A 21,866-nucleotide genomic window follows, 5' to 3' on the forward strand; every position below is an offset into this window, starting at 1 on the left:
CGGCGGGCGGGACGGGGGACGGGTGCGGCAGGATGTCGCGCATGTCACCCCTCCCGGCCGACGAGACCGCTGCCGCACCCGCCGACGGCCCGCTCGTGGGCTACCGGGTGGACGGGCCGGTGGCCACGCTCACCCTCGACTCCCCGCACAACCGCAACGCGCTGTCGCGGCGCCTGCTGGGCGACCTGCACGCCGGGCTCGACCGCGCCGAGGCCGACCCCGACGTGGTGGTGGTGGTCGTCGCGGCGACCGGACGGGTGTTCTGCTCCGGCGCCGACCTCGCCGAGGCCGCCTCGGGGTCGATGGCCGAGGGCGCCCGCGCGATCGTCGCGCTGCAGCGACGCCTGCTGGCCTCGGCGAAGCCGGTGGTCGCGCGCGTGCAGGGGCCGGTGCGGGCCGGCGGCACCGGCATCGTGGCCGCCGCCGACGTCGCAGTCTGCGCCACGGGGGCGACGTTCGCCCTCACCGAGGTGAAGCTCGGGCTGGCGCCCGCCGCGATCTCGCTGACGGTGCTGCCGCGGATGACCTCGCGCGCCGCCGCCCTCGCCGCCCTCGGCGGGGAGGTGTTCACCGCCGCGGACGCCGCCGCCGCTGGCCTGGTGACCCGTGCGGTGGAGCCCGACGACCTCGACGACGCCGTCGCCGAGGTGTGCCGGTCGCTGGCCACCGGGGCCCCCCAGGGCCTGCGCGAGACCAAGGCGCTGCTCAACCGCGCCGTGCTCGCCGACCTCGACGCCCGCGGCGACGACCTCGCCGACCTCTCCGCCCGCCTCTTCGGCTCCGACGAGGCGAAGGCCGCCATGACGGCCTTCCTCACCCGCGGCCGCTGACCCGTCCGTCGGTCGAGCAGCGAGGATGGTGTCGAAACCACCGGCAGGTCCGCGTGGTCTCGATACACCTCGTCGCTGGCGCTCCTCGGCACTCGACCACCGAAGGGCTGGCGCTCCTCGACACGCGAGGCGAGCCGCCCTTCGTTGGTCGAGTAGCGAGCGCCAGCGAGCGTATCGAGACCCCTCGACACCATCGGCATGATGACGGCCGGAACGGGGTCGCCGGCCGGGCAACCTGAGAGGTGGGCCAGGTGGTCCAGCAGGACATGACCCCACTGACCCGGACGCGGGACACCGCGCCCACCTCGGGAGGACCGGTGCCGCAGGAGCGCGTCGGCTTCGAGGAGTTCGTCGCCGCTCGGTCGGGCAGCCTGCTGCGCACGGCGTACCTGCTGACCCACGACCACGCCCTGGCCGAGGACCTCCTGCAGACGGCGCTCACCAAGGGCTACCTCGCATGGGGCCGCATCGAGGGCAGCCCGGAGGCCTACGTGCGCCGCATCCTGGTGACCACCTACGCCACCTGGTGGCGTCGACGCTGGAACGGCGAGTCGCCCACCGAGGAGCTGCCCGAGGCTCCGTCGGGCGACGCGACGGCCGCCGCCGACGCCCGCCACGACCTGTGGGCCGCGATGGAGCGGCTGCCGCGCCGCCAGCGCGCGGTGGTGGTGCTGCGCTGGTTCGACGACCTGTCGGAGGCCGAGACGGCCCGGGTGCTCGGCTGCTCGGTCGGCACCGTGAAGAGCCAGGCCAGCAAGGCCTTCGCCAAGCTGCGCATCGATCCCTCGCTCGCCCCTGACCACACCGCGGCGCCCGCCGTCCACGAGGGAGACCCGGCATGAGCAGCATCCAGGACCTGCGCGACACCCTCGCCGGGCACGCCGACACCGTCGCCGACCACGACACCTGGGCCCGCACCGTGGCCGTGCGCCGGCGCGCAGGGGTCGTGCGCCGCCGCCGCCGGGGCGTGGCCGCGGTCGCCGCGACGGTCGTGCTGGTCGGCGGCGCCGGCCTCGGCGCCGGGCTGCTCGAGGACGACGCCGGTGTCGACGCGGCGGCCGTGCCGACCGTCGCGGGCCGCGAGGTGCCCGCGAGCGTCACGGTGCTCGGCCAGGGCTACGAGCTGACCGCGACGGAGCAGGCGGGCGCCGGGGACGCGCTGCGGCTGCGCGTGCCCGGCGGGGACGACGACGGGGTGGTGTCGCTGGTCGCCGCCGACCTCGGCGACGGCACCGCGACCCTCTGGCGAGACGGCTCGCCGGTCGCGCGCTCGACCGGTGGCGGCGCGGTGGAGGTGCCGGTCCCGGCGTACCCCGGCTCGCGGCTCGTCGTGCGCGTCGACGGCGCCCCGGCGGAGGCGGTCGCCGGCCTGGCCCTCTACCAGCCGGACGGCGAGCCGCCCGCCGGCGTCGGCACCGGCGACGGCCGGTTCCGCGCCGAGGAGTCCGGCGCCCGGCTGCTGGACACGCAGGTGTCGAGCCCCGGCGACACCTCGGTCACCGCCGGCTACACCACGGCGGAGCAGCAGGCGGAGATCTGGACCTCCTGCACCACCGACCGGCGCGGGCTGTGGCTGCAGGTGGAGGTGGACGGCCGCCCGGGCGTCGCGACGACCTGCAGCCCCGACGACACCGGCACCCCGGGACCGACCTCCGACAACGGCGGGGCACCGGGGCGGGCCCACGAGGTGGAGGTGTTCCTCACCCGCGGCTCCGACGGCCCCCGGGTGCTCCTCGACGAGGCCACGACGCTCGGCGTCGGGGTGTACGAGCCGGAGGCGCCGGCCGCCACGGTCTCCGGCATGTCCGTCGAGCGCACCGTCGAGGCCGAGGGCCGGGCCTGGACGTTCGGCGGCGTCGACCCCGCCGACGGGGGCAGGGTGACGATCGACCTGACCGGTCCCGGCGCCGAGGACGTCCTGGTCGGGTTCGTCCTCCCGCCCGGCCTGCGCTCGCCGGTGTCGCGGGGCAGCGTGTCGGGACCGGTGTCGGACGGCAGCTACGACAACCGCGCCGGCACCCCGACGATGACGGGCGGCACCCTGCTGCTGCGCGGTGAGGTGTGGACCGTCGACCCCGACGGCGGCACCGTGCTGCGCTGGACCCCCGCCGACTGACCTCGCCTCGGGTGGTCTCGATACACCTCGTCGCTGGGGCTCCTCGGCACTCGACCACCGAACGGGTCCGACGCTCGTCGGCACTCGACCACCGAACGGGTCCGACGCTCGTCGGCACTCGACCAGCGAACGGGTCCGGTGCTCCTCGGCACTCGACCACCGAACGGGTCCGGTGCTCCTCGGCGCTCGACCACCGAGGAGAGTCCGCGGTTCGTTGGTCGAGTAGCGAGCGCCAGCGAGCGTATCGAGACCCGTGCGCGCCGGGCGGTCTCGATACACCTCGTCGCTGGCGCTCCTCGACACTCGACCACCGAAGAGGTCGGCGCTCCTCGGCACTCGACCACCGACGAGGTCGGCGCTCCTCGGCACGACAGCGGCGTCCCGGCGTCCGCAGCGGGATGTGCCCGACCGGCGAGCGCGGGGGAGCGGTAAAGTCAGGTTGCTCGCCACCAGGGGGTGGCGCGGGCACGTCGAGGAGCAGGGTTGAGCAGCAGCACCGCGGACCAGCAGGCCGAGCGGGAGATCGCCGCCGAGCAGGCGTTCGTCGACCGGGTCCACCTCCAGCTGACCGAGTCGGCCCGCAACGCGCGCGAGCTGGCGCGCGAGGGTCACGACCGCGCCCGCCTCGGCCACGAGGGCGGGCTGGTGGAGCGCGACGCGATGGTGTTCCAGGCCGCGCGGCGCATCGCCCAGCTCGACGCCGCCCACGAGGGCGTGGTGTTCGGTCGCCTCGACATGGACCCCGACCTCGACCCCGCGCCCCGCTACGTCGGCCGCATCGGGCTGCGCGACGCCGACCGCGACTCGCTGCTCATCGACTGGCGCGCGCCGGCCGCGGCGGTGTTCTACCAGGCCACGGCCGCCGAGCCCCACCGCGTGATCCGCCGGCGGGTGCTGCGCTGCGCCGGTCCCAGGGTCACCGGCGTGGAGGACGAGCTGCTCGACGCCGAGCGCCTCGAGGAGAGCGGCGCCGACCTGCCGATCATCGGCGAGGGCGCGCTGATGGCCCAGCTCTCCCGCGCCCGCGACCGCACGATGCACTCCATCGTGGCGACGATCCAGGCCGAGCAGGACCGTGCCATCCGGGCGCCCGGCAAGGGCGTGGTCACCATCTCCGGCGGCCCCGGTGTCGGCAAGACCGTCGTCGCGCTGCACCGCGCGGCGTTCCTGCTCTACAACGACCGGCGCCGCTACGAGGCCGGCGGCGTGCTCGTCGTCGGGCCCAGCGGGGTGTTCATGCGCTACATCGAGCGGGTCCTGCCCAGCCTCGGCGAGACCGCCGTGGCCCTGCGCTCGCTCGGCGAGGTGGTCGACGGCGTGCGCGCCGTGCGCCACGACGAGCCGGCGGTGGCCGCGGTGAAGGGCTCGGCGCGGATGGCGGAGGTGCTGCGGCGCCTCGCGCGCCAGCAGGCGCCGGGCGGTCCGACGCAGTTCCGGGTGTTCTGGCGCGACGACGTGCTGCTGCTCGACCGCGGCCTGCTGGGCCGGCTGCGGCGCCAGCTGATGACGCAGGGCCGGCGCAACCGGCAGCTCCCGCGCGTGCCGGGCACCCTGCTCGACGCGCTGTGGCGCCAGGTGCGCGGCGAGCGGGGTCGCGAGCGCGGCCGCGAGGCCTTCAACGACGACCTGCTGTCCGACCCGTCGTTCCTGGAGTTCGCCGCCGCCTGGTGGCCGCCGCTCGACGCCCCCACGGTGCTCGGCTGGCTGCGCGACCCCGAGACGCTGGCGCGGGTCGCCGACGGCGTCCTCGACGCCGAGGACCAGCGGCTGCTGCTGAAGTCGTGGGGGTCCTCCGAGCCCGACGCGGGGCTGTCGGTGCAGGACGTGCCGCTGCTCGACGAGCTGCGCTACGCCCTCGGAGACGTGCCGGCCCGCACCGACGACGAGCGCGACCTCGACGACACCGGGCTGCTCGAGGGCGGTCACGACATGAGCGAGCTGACCACCGCCGCCGACCGCGAGTACGCCCCGGCCGGCCGGTCGTGGACCGCGCCCACCCACCGCATCGAGGACGACCCGTTCGCCCACGTGCTGGTCGACGAGGCCCAGGACCTCACCCCGATGCAGTGGCGCATGGTCGGACGGCGCGGGCGCACCGCGTCGTGGACGATCGTCGGCGACCCCGCGCAGTCGTCGTGGCCGGTGCCGGAGGAGTCGGCGGCCGCGCGCGCGGAGGCGTTGCTCGGCAAGACCCTCCACGAGTTCCACCTGTCGACGAACTACCGCAACTCCGCGGAGATCTACGACTTCGCCGCGGCGTACGCCGCCCGGGTCGGGCTCGACGCCGACCTGCCCACCGCGGTGCGCTCCACCGGGGAGGAGCCGCGGGTCGTCGAGGTGACCGGGGAGGACAGCCTCGAGGAGGCGACTCGGGCGGCCGTCGACGAGGTCGCCGGGCGCGTCGGCGGCACCGTCGGCCTGGTGGTGCCGGTGGCCCGCCGGGCCGAGGTCAACGGCTGGCTGGCCGGCTGGCCCGAGCGGGCCGACGACGCGCCGTCGGCCCGCGAGGCCGCCGGACCGGGCGGGTCGGGCGCGTCGCCGTCCGGTGACGACCGGGTGGTGGTGCTGACCGGGCTCGACACCAAGGGCCTGGAGTTCGACGCGATCGTGGTCGTGCGGCCCCAGGAGATCGAGGACGAGTCGGCCACCGGCCGGGCGACCCTCTACGTCGTGCTCACCCGCGCCACGCAGCTGCTCACCACCGTAGGCTGACGGCGCACGTCGGCGCTCGTCGGCGCCCGTCGGGCCTCGCACCGGCCCGCGGGGGCCGCCACGGGCCCCACTACAGTTCGCGCATGACGACCACGCCGCCATCCGCCCGGGACGCCCTCGCCGCGCTCCAGGAGCACGAGGCGTGGGCGGTCATCCGGCGCTCCACCCGAGCCGGTGACCGCGACACCGTGGGCCTGGTGGGCGGGCGCCGCCACGTCGTGGAGTCGCTGCTCGACGTGCCGCTCGAGGACGGCCCGCCCGCTGAGGGCCACGTCGCCGACCGGCTGCTGGCCATCCCGTTCCGTCAGGTGCGCGAGCGCGGTTTCGAGGCCCACGACGACGGCACCCCGCTGGTGGTCGTCGACGTGGAGACCGAGCTGGAGTTCTCCGTGGCCGAGGTGGTGGCCGCCATCGACGACGTGCCGGTGACCTTCGCCGACACCGGCGGCTTCGACACCGACGACGCGACGTACGGCGAGCTGGTGCGCACCGTGATCGACGACGAGATCGGCCAGGGCGAGGGTGCCAACCTCGTGCTGGGGCGCAACTACCGCGCGAGGCTCGCCGACTGGGGCGCCGCCACCGCGCTCACCGTGCTGAAGCGGCTGCTCGAGCGCGAGCGCGGCGCGTACTGGACCTACGTGTTCTTCACCGGCGACCGCTACCTCGTGGGCGCCAGCCCCGAGCGCCACGTCTCCATCCACGGCGGCGACGTGCGGATGAACCCGATCAGCGGGACGTTCCGCATCCCCGCCGAGGGTGACACCAAGCAGCAGCTGCTCGACTTCCTCGCCGACGAGAAGGAGGTCTACGAGCTCTTCATGGTGGTCGACGAGGAGCTCAAGATGATGTGCGACATCTGCACCGAGGGCGGGCAGGTGCTCGGGCCGTTCCTCAAGCCGATGAGCCGCCTGGTGCACACCGAGTACCTGCTGGCCGGGCGCACCACCCGCGACCCCCGCGAGGTGCTGCGCGACACGATGTACGCCGCCACCGTCACCGGCTCCCCGGTGGAGAACGCCTGCCGCCTGATCACGCGGTACGAGACCGAGGGCCGCGGGTACTACGGCGCGGCGCTGGCCGTGCTGGGCCGCGACGCCGCCGGCGGGCCGGTGGTCGACAGCCCCATCGTCATCCGCAGCGCCGACGTGGACCTCGAGGGCAACCTGCGGGTGACCGCCGGCGCCACGCTGGTGCGCGACTCCGACCCGGTCTACGAGGTGGCCGAGACCCACGCCAAGGCCGGCGGCATCCTCAGCGCGTTCGGGCTCGTCCCGCCCGCGCCCGTGCCGACCACCGACGTCGCCGAGCTGGTGCTCGACGAGGACGTGCTGCTCGCGCTCAACGCGCGCAACCGGCGGCTGTCGTCGTTCTGGCTCACCGACCAGGGCGGCTCGCCGCCCGACCCGCGCCTGCGGGGGCTGAGCGCGGTGGTGCTCGACGGCGAGGACGACTTCGTCAACATGCTGCGCCACGTCCTGCGGGTGCTGGGCATGACCAGCGAGGTGGTGCGCCACGAGGACTACGTGCCGGGCTGCCTCGACGGCCACGACCTGGTGGTGATCGGCCCCGGCCCGGGCGACCCGCGCGACGGCGACGACCCCAAGATGGCGAAGCTGCGCGCGGCGGTCGCCGACGTGCTCGCCTCGGAGCAGCCGTTCCTCGCGGTGTGCCTGGGCCACCAGGCGCTCTGCCACACCCTCGGCCTCGACCTCGCGTTCAAGGACATCGTCTTCCAGGGCACCCAGTCGGCGGTCCCGATCGCGGGGCGCACCGAGCGGGTCGGGTTCTACAACACGTTCGTGGGACGCGTCGGCGCGGCCGGCCTGCCCGACGGGGTCGAGGTGGAGGTCGACGAGGCCACCGGCGACGTCCACCTGCTGCGCGGGCCGCACTACCGCGGGATCCAGTTCCACGCCGAGTCGATCCTCACCGAGCACGGCTACGACCTGCTGCATGACATCGTGGTCTCGCTGCTGCTGGACCGCTGAGCGCGGTGGCGTCCGCTCCGGGGGCCGGCGTGGTGGGGGCTGGCGTGGCGGGGGCCGACGTGGTGGTGGTCGACCACCACGACTCCTACACCTGGAACCTGGTGCACCTCGTGGCCGCGGTGACCGGGACGCTGCCGCGGGTGGTGCAGCACGACGAGGTGGAGCCCGACGACGTGCTGCGCCACTCCCACGTCGTGCTGTCCCCGGGCCCGGGGCACCCCGACGAGCCGGCCGACTTCGCGGTGGGCGGCGCGGTGCTGCGCGCCGGCACCCGGCCGGTGCTGGGGGTGTGCCTGGGCATGCAGGGGCTGGTGGCGGCGTACGGCGGTCGCGTGGAGCGGGTGCCGCCCGGGCACGGCGTCCTGGCGCGGGTGCGCCACGACGGCACCGGGCTCTTCGCCGGCGTGCCGACGCCGTTCGCCGCGGTGCGCTACCACTCGCTGGCCGCCGTCGCGCTGCCGTCGTGCCTCGAGGCGACCGCCACCGACGACGACTCGGGCCTGGTGATGGCCGTGCGGCACCGCTCGCTGCCGCTGGTCGGCGTGCAGTTCCACCCCGAGTCGGTGCTCTCCGAGAACGGTGAGCGGCTGGTCGCGAACTTCCTGGGCGCGGCGTGACGCCGGACGCGCCCCGTGGGTCGGACGGCCCTGCGGGTCCGGACGGGTTGGAGGCGTGGGTGGGCGCGCTCGCGGCCCGCTGCTCCCGCGTCGTGTGGCTCGACGGCGGCGGGGGTCGCGACTGGTCGGGCCGGCGTTCGCTGGTGGGCTGGCTGGAGGACGACGACGTGTCGCTCACCTGGTCCGCGGCCCGGCGCGAGGTGACCCGCCATGCCGGCGGCCAGGCGCGGGTGGTGGGCGACGACCCGTTCGCCGTCCTCGCCGCCGAGGTGGCCGCGGGCCGCCCCGACGACACCTGGCTCGGCTACTGGGGCTACGCCTGCCGCCCCGACCTGCCCGCCCGCGCCTCGACCGACGTGCCCGACGCGGTGTGGGTGCGGCCCTCCCACCTGCGGGTCGTCGACCACCCCGCGACCCACAGGCCCGGCGCCGACGACGGACCTGTCGGCCCGGACCCGCACCTGTCGGCCCACGCGACGGCCGACAGGTGCGGGTTTCGCCAGCCGGCTGGCGAAACCCGCGACCCCACCCCCGCCTACCGGGAGGCGTTCGACCGGGTGCAGGAGCGACTGCACGCGGGAGACACCTACGAGGTGAACCTGACCCACCGGCTGCGGGTGGAGAGCGGAGTGGCGCCATTCGCGGCGTACGCCCGGCTGCGCGCGGCCAACCCGGCGCCGTACGCCGGGTTCGTGCAGCACGACGTCGACGGGGCGCGGGGCTGGCTGCTGAGCAGCAGCCCGGAGCGCTACGCGCGGGTCGGCGCCGACCGCACGGTGGAGACCCGCCCGATCAAGGGCACCACGGCGCGCTCGGGCGACCCCGTGGAGGACGCCGCGCAGCGCGAGGCGCTCGCCACGCTGCCGCGGTTCCGCGCCGAGAACCTGATGGTCACCGACCTGCTGCGCAACGACCTGGCGATGGTGTGCGCGCCCGGCACGGTGGAGGTGCCGCGGCTGATGGCGGTGGAGTCCTACGCCTCGGTGCACCAGTTGGTCACCACGGTGCGTGGGCGGCTCCGCGACGACGTGACCACCCTCGACGCGCTGCGCGCGCTCTTCCCGGCCGGGTCGATGACCGGGGCGCCGAAGCGGCGCACCATGGAGGTGGTCGACGAGGTCGAGGCCACCCCGCGCGGGGCGTACGCGGGCGCGCTCGGCTGGGTGGGCGGCGACGGGCGCGCCGACCTCGGCGTGGTGATCCGCTCGCTGACGACCACCGGTGACGGCCGCTGGCAGGTGGGTACCGGTGGCGGGGTCACCGTCCACTCGGAGGTGACCGAGGAGTGGGAGGAGACGCGGATGAAGGCCGAGCGCTTGCTCCACGTGCTCTCCCAGGAGTTCAGTGGGGTGTCATGACCGTGAAACACCCGCTCGATAGCCTCGACCGCATGGAGAAGCCGCACGTCGTCGTGCTGTTCGGAGCCACCGGGGACCTGGCCCGCCGCAAGCTGCTGCCGGGCCTGCTGCGCCTGTTCGAGGCCGGCCTGCTGCGCGACGCCAAGATCGTCGGCACCTCCCTGGAGGAGGTCGACACCGAGCACTTCGCGAAGCTGGCGCGCGACGCCTGCGAGGAGTTCGGCAAGGGCACCATCGACGACGTCCGCTGGGCGCCGTTCGGCGACATGCTCAGCTACGTGCCGCAGACCGCGGGCCCCCACGCGCTCGCCGCGGAGGTGCAGCGCGTCGAGGACCTGCTGCCCGGCGAGCCGGAGGACCGGCGCCGGCTGCACTACCTCTCGGTCCCGCCGAAGGCCGCCCTCGACGTCATCCGCCAGCTGCAGGACGCCGGTCTCGTCGAGCGCTCGCGCATCATCATGGAGAAGCCGTTCGGCACCGACCTGGAGTCGGCCAAGCGGCTCAACCACGAGGTGCACCAGGTCTTCGACGAGAGCCAGGTCTTCCGGATCGACCACTTCCTGGGCAAGGAGGCGGCGCAGAACATCCTGGCCTTCCGCTTCGCCAACGGCCTGTTCGAGCCGATCTGGAACCGCCAGTTCATCGACCACGTGCAGATCGACGTGCCCGAGACCCTCGGCCTGGAGGGGCGCACCAAGTTCTACGAGACCACCGGCGCCTACCGCGACATGGTGGTCACCCACCTGATGCAGGTGCTGGCGTTCATGGCGATGGAGCCGCCGACGTCCCTGGCGCCGGGCCCGATCAGCGACGAGAAGCTCAAGGTGTTCCGCTCGATGCGCCCGGTCGAGCCGCAGAACGTCGTGCGCGGCCAGTACGCCGGCTACCGCGGCAAGGAGGAGGTCGCCGACGACTCCGACACCGAGACGTTCGTGGCGCTGAAGGTCGAGATCGACAACTGGCGCTGGGCCGGCGTCCCGTTCTTCCTGCGCACCGGCAAGAAGCTCGCCGAGGGCGCCCGGATCATCTCGATCGCCTTCAAGGAGCCCCCGCTGACGATGTTCCCCAAGGGGTCGAACGTCGGCACACAGGGTCCCGACCACCTCACCTTCGACCTCGCCGACCAGTCGCGGATGTCGCTGTCGTTCTACGGCAAGCGTCCCGGCCCGGGCATGACGCTGGACAAGATGTCGATGCAGTTCGCCACCCACGACACCACGTCGTCGGCGGCGGTGCTCGAGGCCTACGAGCGGCTCATCCACGACGCCATGCGCGGTGACCACACGTTGTTCACCACCGCGGCCGGCATCGAGGAGCTGTGGGCCAAGTCGATGCCGCTGCTGGAGCACCCCGCCCCGGTGCGCAGCTACCAGCCCGGCTCCTGGGGCCCCAATGCCATCCACCAGCTCGTCGCCCCGCACGCCTGGCGGCTGCCCTTCGAGCGGTCCTGGCGCGACACCACCGTCACGACGCAGATCTGATCCTGGCGGGCTCCGGGGGTCTCGATACGCCTCGACCAGCGAGGTGGCGGTCTTCGTTGGTCGAGTAGCGAGCGCCAGCGAGCGTATCGAGACCCGGTCGGTCGGCGGAGGGGTCTCGATACGCCTCGTCGCTGGTGCTCCTCGGCTACTCGACCAGCGAGAAGCGGCTGCTGCTCGACCGACGGATGGCGTCGTCTCGTTGGTCGAGTAGCGAGCGCCAGCGAGCGTATCGAGACCTGGTTCGTCGGCTGAGGGGTCTCGATACGCCTCGTCGCTGGCGCTCCTCGGCTACTCGACCGACGAGAAGCGGCTACTCGACCAGCGAGGTGGCGGTCTTCGTTGGTCGAGTAGCGAGCGCCAGCGAGCGTATCGAGACCTGGTTCGTCGGCTGAGGGGTCTCGATACGCCTCGTCGCTGGGGCTCCTCGGCTACTCGACCAACGCAAGCGGCTAGTCGACCATCGAGGGGGAGGGGCGGCCGGGGAGCTGCAGGACCAGGCGGGCGCCGCCGTACGGCGAGCGCTCGGCGCGCACGGAGCCGGAGTGGCGCTCGGCGGTCTGGTGGACGATCGAGAGCCCGAGGCCGGAGCCGGGCATGGAGCGGGACTCGTCCGAGCGCCAGAACCGCTCGAAGACCCGCTCGAGGTCGGCCTCGGCGATGCCCGGGCCCTCGTCGTCGACGACGAGCACGCCCTCGGCGAGGCTGACGTGGATGGTGGCGCCGGCAGGGCTCCACTTGGCGGCGTTGTCGAGCAGGTTGGTCATCGCCCGCTCGATGGCGCCCGACTCGCCCTCCACGACCCAGGCGCTGGTGGTGACCTCGAAGTCGACGCCGGGGGCGCGGCGGCGCACTCGGGCCAGCGCCTGGTCCAGGACCTCGGTGAGCTCCACGGCCTCCACCACCGGCGCCATCGGCTCGTCGCGGGCCAGCTCGACCAGGTCGCCGATCAGGGTGGTGAGCTCCTCGATCTGCGCGGCGACGTCGTCCAGCAGCTCGGCGCGCGCGTCGGGGGGCAGGAAGCCGCCGTCGGGGGCGGCGTCTGACTGGCTGAGCAGCTCGATGTTGGTGCGCAACGACGTCAGCGGGGTGCGCAGCTCGTGGCCCGCGTCGGCCACCAGCCGCCGCTGGCGGTCGCGGGAGGCCTCCAGCGCCACCAGCATCTGGTTGAACGCGGTGGCGAGCCGGGCGATCTCGTCGTCGCCCTCGACCTGGATGGGGTCGAGCCGCTCGGTGCGGGCGATGTCCTCGACCGCGGTGGTCAGGTGGCGCACCGGTCGCAGCCCGTTGCGCGCCACCGCCATGCCCGCCACCGCGGCGGCGATCACGCCGGCGAGGCCGAACAGCAGCGTCACCGCGCCGAGCTTGCGCAGCACCTGCTCCTGCGACTCCAGCGACTGCGCCAGCACCAGCGCCTGGCCGTTGGCCTGCGCGGGCACGGCCACCACGCGGTAGCGCAGCTCGCCGGCGGAGATGGTGCGGATGCTGGTGTCGCGCTCGCCGGTGGCGACCTCCAGCTCGGGCCGGTCGATGGTGAGACGGGGGCCGTCGTCGAAGGAGACGGTGTCGACGGTGCCGTCGTACACCGAGACGAACGCGATGCGGATGTCGGCCGCGCCCAGCGCCCAGGCCGGGAAGCGGCCCTTCACGGTCAGCTCCTGCAGGGCCGGGGAGTCGGCAGCGGCCTGGGCGCGCGAGAGCAGCGACTCGTCGAGGGTGTCCTGCAGCTGCATGCGAGCGGTGACGAACGCACCGAGCGCGACGAAGGCGACCGCGAGGCCCACGGCGATCGTGGTGAGCAGGGTGACCCGGGACGCCAGCGAGCGGCGGTAGCGCAGCCGGCGGGGCCCGTCGGTCGACCCGTCGCCCGGAGCAGCGGTCGACCCGTCGGTCGGTGCGTCGCCGGGCTCGGCCGCCAAGGTGCGGCCAGGTGGCCCGGACGGCGGCGGCCCGAGGGGCCGACCGGACGACGCGGGCGCCCGGACGTCGTCCGGGGCCGTGCTGCCCGTCCCGCCAGGCGTCCCGCCGGTCGTTGCGCCGCCCGCCCCGGGCGCCGGGTCGGCGGCGGTGCCGCGACGCGCCAGGGCGTCGCTCATGACTCCTTGAGCACGTAGCCGACCCCACGCACCGTGTGGAGCAGCCGCGGCTCGCCTTCCGCCTCGGTCTTGCGTCGCAGGTAGCCGACGTACACCTCGAGGGAGTTGGCGGTCGTGGGGAAGTCGTAGCCCCAGACCTCCTCGAGGATGAAGGAGCGCTCCAGCACACGACGCGGCCGGCGCAGGAACATCTCGAGCAGCGTGAACTCGGTGCGGGTGAGCTCGATGCCGCGGCCGGCGCGCACGACCTCGCGGGTGGCGACGTCCATCGACAGGTCGGCGAAGGCCAGCACCTCGTCGTCGCCGTCGCCCTCGGGCGGCACGGCGCGGCGCAGCAGGGCGCGCAGCCGGGCCAGCAGCTCCTGGAGGGCGAAGGGCTTGGTGAGGTAGTCGTCGGCGCCGGCGTCGAGGCCCTCCACGCGGTCGCCGACGGCGTCGCGCGCGGTGAGGACGAGGATCGGCACGTCGTTGCCGGCCTGGCGCAGCGCCCGGGTCGTCTCGATGCCGTCGAGGCGCGGCATCATCACGTCGAGCACCACCACGTCGGGGGCCGTGGCGCCGATGATCGCCAGCGCCTCGGCGCCGTCGGTGGCCAGGGCGACGTCGTAGCCGTTGAACTGCAGCGAGCGCCGCAGCGACTCGCGCACGGCCCGGTCGTCGTCCACGACGAGGGCACGGGGGCGAGTGGCGGCGACGGGGTTCACGGACCCATGGTGCCAGTGACCCCTGAGGTGGCCCTGAGGAAGCGCCCTGAGGAAGCGCCGGGCACGCCGACGCTGGCCCGGGGGGGGGTGAGTCGCGGCGGGGTGGGGGTGAGTCCGCGCTTGTGGGCAGGGGCGACGGGTACCGGCTGCCGAGCACCGGGCGACGAGCCCTCCACCGAGCGCGCGCACGCGCCGCACCGGGGTGCGAGAGACAGAGCGAGGCCGAACCATGGAACGCAACGAGTACTCCACCGACCGGGACCGCGATCCCGTGGTCCACCAGGACGACGACCGCGCCACCATCCCGCGACCCGCCGACGAGGAGGTCGTCTACCGCGCCGAGGGCGGGGGCGACGTAGTGGGGGCCAAGAAGCCCAAGTTCGACCTGCCGGCGACCATCGCCGGCGCGCTCGCCGCGCTCGGCACCCTGGTGCTGCTCTCCAGCCTGGTCGGGGCCGTCATCGGCTCGATCGGCTACCAGAGCGGCGTCGAGGACGACGACCTGTCGATCGGCGGCCTGATCGCCGGTCTCGTCGTGCTCACCCTGGCCTGCCTGGTCGGCGGCTGGGTGGCCGGCCGCATCGCCCGCCACCGCGGCGGCCTGCACGGCCTGGTCGCGATCCTGTGGCTGGTGCTGCTCGCCGCGGCGCTCGCCGCCCTGGCCGCCCTCGCCGGCGACGCCTACGACGTGACCGAGCGCGTCGGCCTGCCCGACTGGTTCTCCTCCGACGCCCTCACCGCCGCCGCGATCGGCACGGGCCTGCTGGCGCTGCTGCTGATGCTCGGTGCCGGCTACCTCGGTGGTCGCCTCGGTGAGAAGCACCGCTCGACCGAGGGTGTCGAGGTCGTCTCGACCCGCCGCGCCGTGCGCGAGCACCCCGGCGGCATCCAGGCGGGTGGTCAGCGATGAGCGACACCACCGGCGGTCGCCACGACCCCCTCTCCGACCCGGTCGACCCCGCTGACCGCACCACCGAGGTGCCGGTCGTCGGAAGCCACGAGACCGACGACACCTACGACACCTACCGCGCCGACTCCGGCGGCGCCCACCCCGTCACCGGCGAGGTGGAGCCCGGCGACCGCGAGCCGGTGGCCTACACCGACAGCGATCAGACCCGGGCCGTCGGCGACGTGGGCGTGACCCGCCACGAGGAGAACGCCGTGGTCGGCACCGAGCTCCACGAGACCGGGCGGGTCAAGGTGCGCAAGCACGTCGAGACCCACCAGGTCGAGGAGGTCGTGCCCCGCAGCGTCGAGCACGCCGACACCTCCGAGCGGGTCACCGCGGTCGAGGGAGACAGCGGTGAGGTGGAGGTGCTCGAGGACGGGTCGGTCTCCATCCCCGTCTTCGAGGAGGTGCTCGTGGTGACCAAGAAGCTGGTGGTCCGCGAGCGCGTCATCGTCCGCAAGCACACGGTGGTCGACGAGCACACGCTGCAGACCGACCTGCGCCGCGAGCACGTCACCGTCGACACCGACGGCGACGTCGACCTCGACCAGTCCGCGGTGTCCAGCACGACCGGCACCACGACGACCACGGACGACGACCACGTCGACCGCGACAGCACCACCGGCGACCTGCGCTGAGGTCCACCGGCGCGGCCTGACCACTGCCGCGCGAGCGAGTGGTCGAGGGAGGGGCACACCTGTGCCCCTCCCTCGACTGCGTCGTGGGGGGTCCGGCGTGGTGTCAGGCGTAGCGGGCGGCGGCCTCGGCCGCGCGGGCGCCGTACCCGCCGCCGAAGCTGCACGCGTGCACCAGGAGCGGGAACAGCTGGTGCAGCGCCACCCGGTCCTCCCAGTCCTCGGCCAGCGGCGACGCCTCGTCGTAGGCCTCGAGGACGCGGGGCAGGTGGGGGAGCCCGAAGAGGGTGAGCATGGCCAGGTCGGCCTCGCGGTGGCCGCCGTGGGCCGCAGCGGCGTCGACGAGGTAGGTGCGCCCCTCGGGGCCCCACAGCACGTTGCCGTTCCACAGGTCGCCGTGCAGGCGTGAGGGCGCCTCCTCGGGCAGCAGCGTCGTCAGCCGTCCGACCACCGCCTCCACCCGCGCGGCCTGCGGAGCGGTCACGTGCCCGCGGTCGCGGGCGAGCTTGAGGTAGGGCAGCACCCGACGCACCGCGAAGAACTCCGCCCACGTCGGCGCCGTCCGGTTGGGCAGCGGCAGCCGGCCGATGAACCCGTCACGCTCCCCGCCGTACGCCGGGGCGCCGGCGGCGTGGGTCGCGGCCAGCGCCCGGCCCAGGTCGGCCGCGGCGTCGGCGGTGCTGCGGCCGGGCTCGACCCAGCGCAGGATCACGCAGTCGTGGTCGGCGGCCAGCAGCTCCGGCACCGCCACACCGCCGGTCCCCGCGGCCTCGTCGAGCCACCGCAGCCCCGCCGCCTCGGCCTCGAAGATGCCGTCGGGGGCCTGCGGGAGCGTCTTCATCAGCGCCACGGTGCCGTCGGAGAGGCGCAGCTTGGTGGCGGTGCAGACGTCTCCGCCGGCGACCGGTGAGGTCGCGGCGACGGCGGAGCCGAGCAGGTCCTCGGCGCGGCGGGCCAGCAGGGGCTGACGGGTCATCGCGCTCCCGGCGCGAGCAGCGGGTCGCGCTGCAGGGCCGCGACCAGCGCCGCCGACGTGCGCTCCACCATCGCGAGCACCTCCTCGAAGCCGTCCTCGCCACCGTAGTACGGGTCGGGCACGTCGTCGCCGGTGCCGACGGGGTCGAAGTCGCGGTAGAGGCGGACCCGCTCGCCGGCCCCGCCGAGGTCGGCGAGGTTCTGCGCGTCCATGGCCAGCAGCAGGTCGGGGGTCGGTGCGGCGGGGTCGTGCTGCCGGGCGCGGTGGGCGCTGGGGTCGTAGCCGGCGGCGAGCAGGCTGGAGGCCGCCCGCAGGTCCATCGGCTTCCCGACGTGCCAGCCACCGGTGCCGGCGCTGCTCACCGTCACCTTGGCGGCGAGGCCGGCCTCGTCGAGGCGCTCGCCGAGCACGACGTCGGCCATCGGGGAGCGGCAGATGTTGCCCAGGCAGACCAGGGCCAGCGTGTAGCGCCCCGGCTCGCGGGCGGGCGGCAGCGAGGCCGGGCCGTGCACGCCGGTCACCGGCTCTCGTCGCGGCCGACGAGGGCGTCGACGGCCCAGGTGACCACGGTGACGACGACGGCGCCGAGCACGGCCGGCCAGAACCCGGTGACCCGGAACCCGATGTCGAGCTGCTCGGCCAGCCAGCCGGTGAGCAGCAGCACGGCGGCGTTGATCACCAGCAGGAACAGCCCGAGCGTGACGATGATGAACGGGATCGAGAGCAGCTTCAGCACCGGCTTCACCAGCGCGGTGACCACCCCGAGGATCAGCGCCACCCCCAGCAGCGGCAGCAGCTTCTCCTGCACCTCGGCGGTGCCGGCGCGCGGTCCGACGAAGCGGATGCCGTCGACCAGCCACGCCGCCGCCGCGAGGGCAAGGGCGTTGGTCACCAACCAGGTCACGAGGCGCACGGCGTCAGTGTGGCAGGTGCGGCTGAGAGGAACCCGTGCTCGCCGGCCGGGCGAAAACGACCTGCACCGCGCCCGCGCGCCGACGTACGGTCGCCGGGTCCCCCGACCCCACGACGGACGGAGCCGGTGTGCGCGAGCTCACCTACCTGGTCGCGGTCTCCCTCGACGGCCGCATCGCCGGACCGGACGGCGACTTCTCGGCCTTCCTCACGACCGGTGACCACATCGACATGCTGGTCCGCGAGCACCCCGACACCCTGCCGGCCCCCGCCCTGGCGGCCCTCGGCGCGCGCCCCGCCGGCCGGTTCGACACCGTGCTGATGGGCTGGCACACCTACGACGTGGGGCGGGCCCAGGGCCTGCTCGACCCCTACCCCCACCTCGACCAGGTGGTGTTCACCCGCCGTCACCTCACCGTCGAGGCACCGCCGCACGTCCGTCGGGTGTCGACCGACCCGGTCGCCGAGGTGCGGCGCCTCAAGGAGCAGCCGGGCAGCGGCATCTGGCTCTGCGGCGGCGGGACGCTCGCCGGTGTGCTCGCCGACGAGGTCGACCGGCTGGTGCTGAAGGTCAACCCTGTGGTGCTCGGCGACGCCGGCACGCCGCTGCTCGCCGGCGGTGCGGGCTGGCCGCGCACCCTGCAGCTGGTCGCCAGCCGGGCCTTCGGCTCCGGCGTGGTCGTCAACGAGTACCGCAGGGAGCGCCCGGCCAAGGCCTGAGCCCGCGGGGCGGGCGGGTGCTCAGAGGCCGAGGGCGTCCACGATCGCCACCTCGGCGTCGGCCAGGTGGTCGACGAGGAAGGCGTGCGCGGCGTCGGTGTCGCCGCGATCGAGCAGCAGCAGCAGCGCGGCGTGGGAGTCGGCCTGGTCGTGGGCGTTGCGGCGGATCCGGTCGACCTGGGCCAGGGCGAGCTTGAGCTCGATGACCAGGTTCTCGGCCATCGCGACCAGCCGCGGGGAGCCGGTCAGGCCGACCAGCGCCACGTGGAAGGCGAGGTGGCGCTCGTTGAGCTCCTGGTAGGAGCCGCCGTCGCGCACGGCCGAGGTGTAGCGCACCAGCGCCGCCCGCACGGCCTCCCGCCCGGCGTCCGACGCCTCGTGCCACTGCCGTACGCCGGCGCCCTCCAGCACCAGCCGGGCCCGGCACACGTCGCTCACCGACTCGCGCCCCGGCCGGGTGACGCTCACGCCGCGGTGGGGCTCGCGGGTGGCCAGCCCCTCGGCCACCAGCAGGGTCAGCGCCTCGCGCACGGTCGGGCGGGACACACCGAGCTGCTCGGCCAGCGCCACCTCCCGCAGCGCGGTGCCCGACTCGAGCTCGCCGTCGAAGACCGCACGCCGGAGCTCGCCCGCGACCCGGTCGACGGTCGAGGAGTGCTCCAGGCGCAGCGAGGCGAAGCGCGCGGTCATGGAGCCATCGTGCCGCAGACGGCGCGTCGTTTGCGCGGCGCGTCGGCGTACCCCACACTGGCGCTGTCAGATTGTCTGACAATCATGACCGTCGTCACAGTGGGGGAGAGACATGGTCCAGCAGCTCGCGTGGGGTCGGCACTACCTGGCGGTGGAGCCCACCCACTTCCGCGTCGACTACTCGATCAACCCGTTCATGGACCCCGCCGACCAGCCCGACCCGCAGCTGGCGCTGTTGCAGTGGCACGCGATGGTCCGCACCCTCGAGCAGCTCGGCGCACGCGTCGACGTGATGCCCCAGCGCGCCGACGCCCCCGACATGGTCTACGCGATGAACCTCGGCCTCGCCGTGCAGCGGCCCGACGGCTCGCCGCACGTCGTGATGAGCCACATGCGCCACCCCGAGCGGCGGATGGAGACCCTCTCGGCGCAGCCGTGGCTCGAGCGCGCCGGTGCCACCACCTCGACCGTGGGCCGCGACGGCGTCGGCGCCCACCTCGAGTCGGGCGACGCGTTCGCCTTCGGCGACGCGCTCGTGGTCGGTCACGGACCCCGCACCGAGGAGCTCGCGCTCAAGCACCTCGCCGCGGAGCTCGGCGTGCGGGTGCGGGGCGTGCGGATCACCCACCCCGCGATGTACCACCTCGACCTCGCGTTCTGCCCGCTCGACGAGCGCCGGGCCATGGTGTGCCCCGCCGCGCTCGACGGCCCCTCGGGCGAGGCGCTGCTCGCGCTGGTGCCCGAGCCGCTGGTGCTCACCGAGGAGGAGGCCCTCTCCACCTTCTGCGCCAACTCCGTCGTCGTCGGCGACACCGTGGTGATGCCGGCCTGCCCCGACCGCGTGCGGGAGCAGCTGGAGGAGTGGGGCTTCCACGTCGTCGTGGTCGACGTGTCGCAGTTCCACAAGGGCGGCGGGTCGGTGCGCTGCCTCACCAACCCCCTCGACGTCCGCCTCGGCCGCGACCTCCCCCTCGTGCCCGGCGGCGAGGTCCTCCTCCCCGAGCTGCCCTAGCCACGCCCTTCGTTGGTCGAGCAGTCGAGGCCCGCTGCGCCCTTCGTTGGTCGAGTAGCCGAGGAGCGCCAGCGACGAGGCGTATCGAGACCCCTCGTGCGCGCTGGGTCTCGATACGCTCGCTGGCGCTCGCTACTCGACCACCGAAGGTCGGCGCGTCTCGCTCGCTCGACCACCGGAGGTCGGCCCCGTCTCGTTGGCTCGACCACGGGAGGTCGTCCCGGTTCGTTGGTCGAGTAGCCGAGGAGCGAGACGCTCGCTGCGCTCGCTCCTCAGGAACCACGCCAGCGACGAGGCGTGTCGAGACCCCTCGACGCGCGCGGGGACGACGCCGCGAGCGGTGGGGGGCCGGCTCCGTTAGCCTCCTGCGCGTGTTCCCGGTCGGTGGTGTCGAGGTGATGCTCCTCGGCGCGTTCGTGTCGGGGGTGCTGTGCGCGCTGCTGGGGCTGGCGCTGCGCGGGCGCGGCGAGGTGCACGCGTGGGCGGTGGCCGGGTTGGTGTGGTCGCTGGCGGTGATCGCGTGCGTCACGCTGATCCCGGCCAACGGCGCGCCGGGCGTCGTGTCGGCCAGCGGGCGGCTCGCCACCTGCTCCTTCGACGTCGGCGGTCCCGCGCCGGAGGGCTTCTGGATCTTCCAGAGCGGGCAGCGGCTGCTCAACACCGTGCTGTTCCTGCCCTCGGGTGCCCTGCTGGTGGTCGCCGTGGCGCGCTGGCGCGCCGGCTGGGTGCTGGTGCCGGTGGGCCTGGCGGTGCTGGCCGGCTACAGCGTGGCGATCGAGAAGGTGCAGCTCGAGCTGGCCCGGCTCGACCGCGCCTGCGACGTCACCGACATCCTCGACAACGTCACCGGTGCCGCCCTCGGCGTGGGCCTCGGCCTGCTGCTGGCGCTGGTGCTGCGGCCCTGGCGCGCCCGGCGCTGACGCCGTCCGCCGAGGCGTCGCGGGTCGGCGCGCGTCACTAGCCTGGGGTCATGACCACTCCCCGGCCGCGGGCCACCATCCTGCAGATCCCGGCGTACGTCCCCGGCAAGCCGCCCACCCCGCGGCACGACCTGGTGACCTACAAGCTGTCGTCGAACGAGAACCCCTACCCGCCGCTGCCCGGCGTCGTGGAGGCCGCCCACGCGGCGGTCGACCTCGCCAACCGCTACCCCGACATGGGCAACAGCGCGCTCTACGCCGGCCTGGCCGAGCGCCTCGACGTACCCGTCGAGCACCTCGCCGCCGGCACCGGCTCGGTGGCGCTGATCTACCAGCTGCTGCAGGCGTTCTGCGACCCGGGCGACGAGGTCGTGCACGCCTGGCGCTCCTTCGAGGCCTACCCGATCGCGATCACCTCCGCGGCGGCCACCTCGGTGCAGGTGCCGCTGACCGACTCGGCCGAGCACGACCTCGACGCGATGGCCGCGGCCGTCACCGACCGCACCAAGGTCGTCATCGTCTGCACCCCCAACAACCCCACCGGCCCGGCGGTGACCCAGGCCGCGCTCGACGCGTTCCTCGCGCAGGTGCCGCCGCACGTCGTGGTGGTCGTCGACGAGGCCTACCTCGAGTTCGTCCGCATGCCCGACGCCGTCGACGGCCTGACCACCTACCGCGCCCACCCCAACGTGGTGCTGTTCCGCACCTTCTCCAAGGCCTACGGCCTGGCCGGCTTCCGGGTGGGGTACGCCGTGGCGCAGGCCGAGGTGGCCGCGGCGCTGCGCGCGGTGTCGCTGCCGTTCGGGGTCTCGTCGGTGGCCCAGGCCGCGGCCCTCGCCGCGCTCGACGCCGAGGAGGCCCTGCTGCGCCGCGTCGACGACCTCGTCGCCGAGCGGGACCGCGTGGGTGCTGCGCTGCGGGAGTCGGGCTGGGCCGTGCCCGACTCGCAGGGCAACTTCGTCTGGTTCCCCCTCGGCGAGCGCACCGCCGCCTTCGCCGCGGCGTGCGACGAGGCCGGCATCGTGGTGCGTCCGTTCGCCCCCGTCGGCGCCCGGGTGTCCATCGGCGAGGTGGAGGGCAACGACCGGCTGCTCGCGGTGGCGCGGGCGTTCGGAGCCGCCTGAGGACAGGTGTCACGTCACCTACTTCG

20 protein-coding genes are annotated in these 21,866 nt (G+C 74.4%); 14 read left to right on the forward strand and 6 right to left on the reverse strand.

Annotated elements, in window-relative coordinates:
- Positions 1-41: 41 nt before the first annotated feature.
- The 8 genes from AC4OR8_RS03885 (at position 42) to zwf (ending at position 11,105) form a co-directional block, all read left to right on the forward strand.
- Complete coding sequence (locus AC4OR8_RS03885) at positions 42-830, forward strand: enoyl-CoA hydratase family protein (RefSeq protein WP_492164255.1); 789 nt, start codon at positions 42-44, stop codon at positions 828-830.
- A 251-nt stretch (positions 831-1,081) separates the two neighbouring features.
- Positions 1,082-1,672, forward strand: coding sequence for a SigE family RNA polymerase sigma factor (locus AC4OR8_RS03890; protein WP_492164256.1), 591 nt, complete (start codon positions 1,082-1,084; stop codon positions 1,670-1,672).
- Positions 1,669-2,946 carry a hypothetical protein gene (locus AC4OR8_RS03895; protein ID WP_492164257.1) on the forward strand — a complete coding sequence of 426 codons (1,278 nt, stop codon included), beginning with the start codon at positions 1,669-1,671 and terminating at the stop codon, positions 2,944-2,946. Before AC4OR8_RS03890 ends, AC4OR8_RS03895 begins: the two co-directional genes overlap by 4 nt.
- Positions 2,947-3,429: 483 nt before the next feature.
- Positions 3,430-5,658, forward strand: a complete 2,229-nt coding sequence (locus AC4OR8_RS03900) for a HelD family protein (protein ID WP_492164258.1) — start codon at positions 3,430-3,432, stop codon at positions 5,656-5,658.
- 83 nt (positions 5,659-5,741) lie between these two features.
- On the forward strand, positions 5,742-7,649 hold the full coding sequence (locus AC4OR8_RS03905; protein WP_492164259.1) for an anthranilate synthase family protein: 1,908 nt from the start codon (positions 5,742-5,744) through the stop codon (positions 7,647-7,649).
- Positions 7,650-7,693: 44 nt separating this feature from the next.
- Positions 7,694-8,266: an anthranilate synthase component II gene (locus AC4OR8_RS03910; protein ID WP_492164260.1), complete on the forward strand. Its 573-nt coding sequence runs from the start codon at positions 7,694-7,696 to the stop codon at positions 8,264-8,266.
- Between the two features lie 59 nt (positions 8,267-8,325).
- Complete coding sequence (locus tag AC4OR8_RS03915; RefSeq protein WP_492164261.1) at positions 8,326-9,624, forward strand: anthranilate synthase component I family protein; 1,299 nt, start codon at positions 8,326-8,328, stop codon at positions 9,622-9,624.
- A 32-nt stretch (positions 9,625-9,656) separates the two neighbouring features.
- Positions 9,657-11,105, forward strand: a complete 1,449-nt coding sequence (zwf, locus tag AC4OR8_RS03920) for a glucose-6-phosphate dehydrogenase (RefSeq protein ID WP_492164262.1) — start codon at positions 9,657-9,659, stop codon at positions 11,103-11,105.
- Between the two features lie 449 nt (positions 11,106-11,554).
- Here zwf and AC4OR8_RS03925 read toward each other — a convergent pair whose 3' ends face one another.
- Entirely contained in the window at positions 11,555-13,021 is a 1,467-nt protein-coding gene (locus tag AC4OR8_RS03925; protein WP_492164263.1) for a sensor histidine kinase, read from the reverse strand.
- Positions 13,022-13,194: 173 nt separating this feature from the next.
- The gene (locus AC4OR8_RS03930; protein ID WP_492164264.1) at positions 13,195-13,902 is read right to left on the reverse strand and encodes a response regulator transcription factor; all 708 of its coding nucleotides are present in this window, start codon (positions 13,900-13,902) and stop codon (positions 13,195-13,197) included.
- Between the two features lie 229 nt (positions 13,903-14,131).
- On the opposite strand from AC4OR8_RS03930, the gene AC4OR8_RS03935 reads away from it, so the two are divergent.
- Together AC4OR8_RS03935 and AC4OR8_RS03940 are read left to right on the forward strand one after the other, a co-directional pair.
- On the forward strand, positions 14,132-14,812 hold the full coding sequence (locus AC4OR8_RS03935) for a YrzE family protein (RefSeq protein WP_492164265.1): 681 nt from the start codon (positions 14,132-14,134) through the stop codon (positions 14,810-14,812).
- The gene (locus AC4OR8_RS03940) at positions 14,809-15,489 is read left to right on the forward strand and encodes a YsnF/AvaK domain-containing protein (RefSeq protein WP_492164266.1); all 681 of its coding nucleotides are present in this window, start codon (positions 14,809-14,811) and stop codon (positions 15,487-15,489) included. Before AC4OR8_RS03935 ends, AC4OR8_RS03940 begins: the two co-directional genes overlap by 4 nt.
- A gap of 103 nt (positions 15,490-15,592) precedes the next feature.
- Here the strand turns inward: AC4OR8_RS03940 and AC4OR8_RS03945 are convergent, their stop codons facing one another.
- From AC4OR8_RS03945 to AC4OR8_RS03955, 3 genes are read right to left on the reverse strand one after another with little or no spacing between them, the layout of a single operon-like run.
- Positions 15,593-16,462, reverse strand: a complete 870-nt coding sequence (locus AC4OR8_RS03945; RefSeq protein WP_492164267.1) for a fructosamine kinase family protein — start codon at positions 16,460-16,462, stop codon at positions 15,593-15,595.
- Positions 16,459-16,983, reverse strand: a complete 525-nt coding sequence (locus AC4OR8_RS03950) for a low molecular weight protein-tyrosine-phosphatase (RefSeq protein WP_492164268.1) — start codon at positions 16,981-16,983, stop codon at positions 16,459-16,461. Before AC4OR8_RS03950 ends, AC4OR8_RS03945 begins: the two co-directional genes overlap by 4 nt.
- Positions 16,980-17,375 carry a phage holin family protein gene (locus AC4OR8_RS03955; protein ID WP_492164269.1) on the reverse strand — a complete coding sequence of 132 codons (396 nt, stop codon included), beginning with the start codon at positions 17,373-17,375 and terminating at the stop codon, positions 16,980-16,982. Before AC4OR8_RS03955 ends, AC4OR8_RS03950 begins: the two co-directional genes overlap by 4 nt.
- Positions 17,376-17,503: 128 nt before the next feature.
- Between AC4OR8_RS03955 and AC4OR8_RS03960 the strand changes: the two genes are divergently transcribed.
- On the forward strand, positions 17,504-18,094 hold the full coding sequence (locus AC4OR8_RS03960; RefSeq protein WP_492164270.1) for a dihydrofolate reductase family protein: 591 nt from the start codon (positions 17,504-17,506) through the stop codon (positions 18,092-18,094).
- Positions 18,095-18,115: 21 nt separating this feature from the next.
- Here the strand turns inward: AC4OR8_RS03960 and AC4OR8_RS03965 are convergent, their stop codons facing one another.
- Positions 18,116-18,784 (reverse strand): GntR family transcriptional regulator, encoded by a 669-nt coding sequence (locus AC4OR8_RS03965; RefSeq protein ID WP_492164271.1) that lies wholly within the window; start codon positions 18,782-18,784, stop codon positions 18,116-18,118.
- 112 nt (positions 18,785-18,896) lie between these two features.
- On the opposite strand from AC4OR8_RS03965, the gene AC4OR8_RS03970 reads away from it, so the two are divergent.
- The 3 genes from AC4OR8_RS03970 to hisC all read left to right on the forward strand — a co-directional run bounded on the left by AC4OR8_RS03970 (position 18,897) and on the right by hisC (position 21,840).
- Positions 18,897-19,796, forward strand: coding sequence for a dimethylarginine dimethylaminohydrolase family protein (locus AC4OR8_RS03970; protein WP_492164272.1), 900 nt, complete (start codon positions 18,897-18,899; stop codon positions 19,794-19,796).
- A 371-nt stretch (positions 19,797-20,167) separates the two neighbouring features.
- Positions 20,168-20,716 carry a VanZ family protein gene (locus AC4OR8_RS03975; RefSeq protein ID WP_492164273.1) on the forward strand — a complete coding sequence of 183 codons (549 nt, stop codon included), beginning with the start codon at positions 20,168-20,170 and terminating at the stop codon, positions 20,714-20,716.
- A gap of 50 nt (positions 20,717-20,766) precedes the next feature.
- Positions 20,767-21,840: a histidinol-phosphate transaminase gene (gene hisC, locus AC4OR8_RS03980; RefSeq protein WP_492164274.1), complete on the forward strand. Its 1,074-nt coding sequence runs from the start codon at positions 20,767-20,769 to the stop codon at positions 21,838-21,840.
- The last annotated feature ends 26 nt before the right edge of the window (positions 21,841-21,866 follow it).

This window comes from Nocardioides sp. FY1077 (assembly GCF_058681775.1).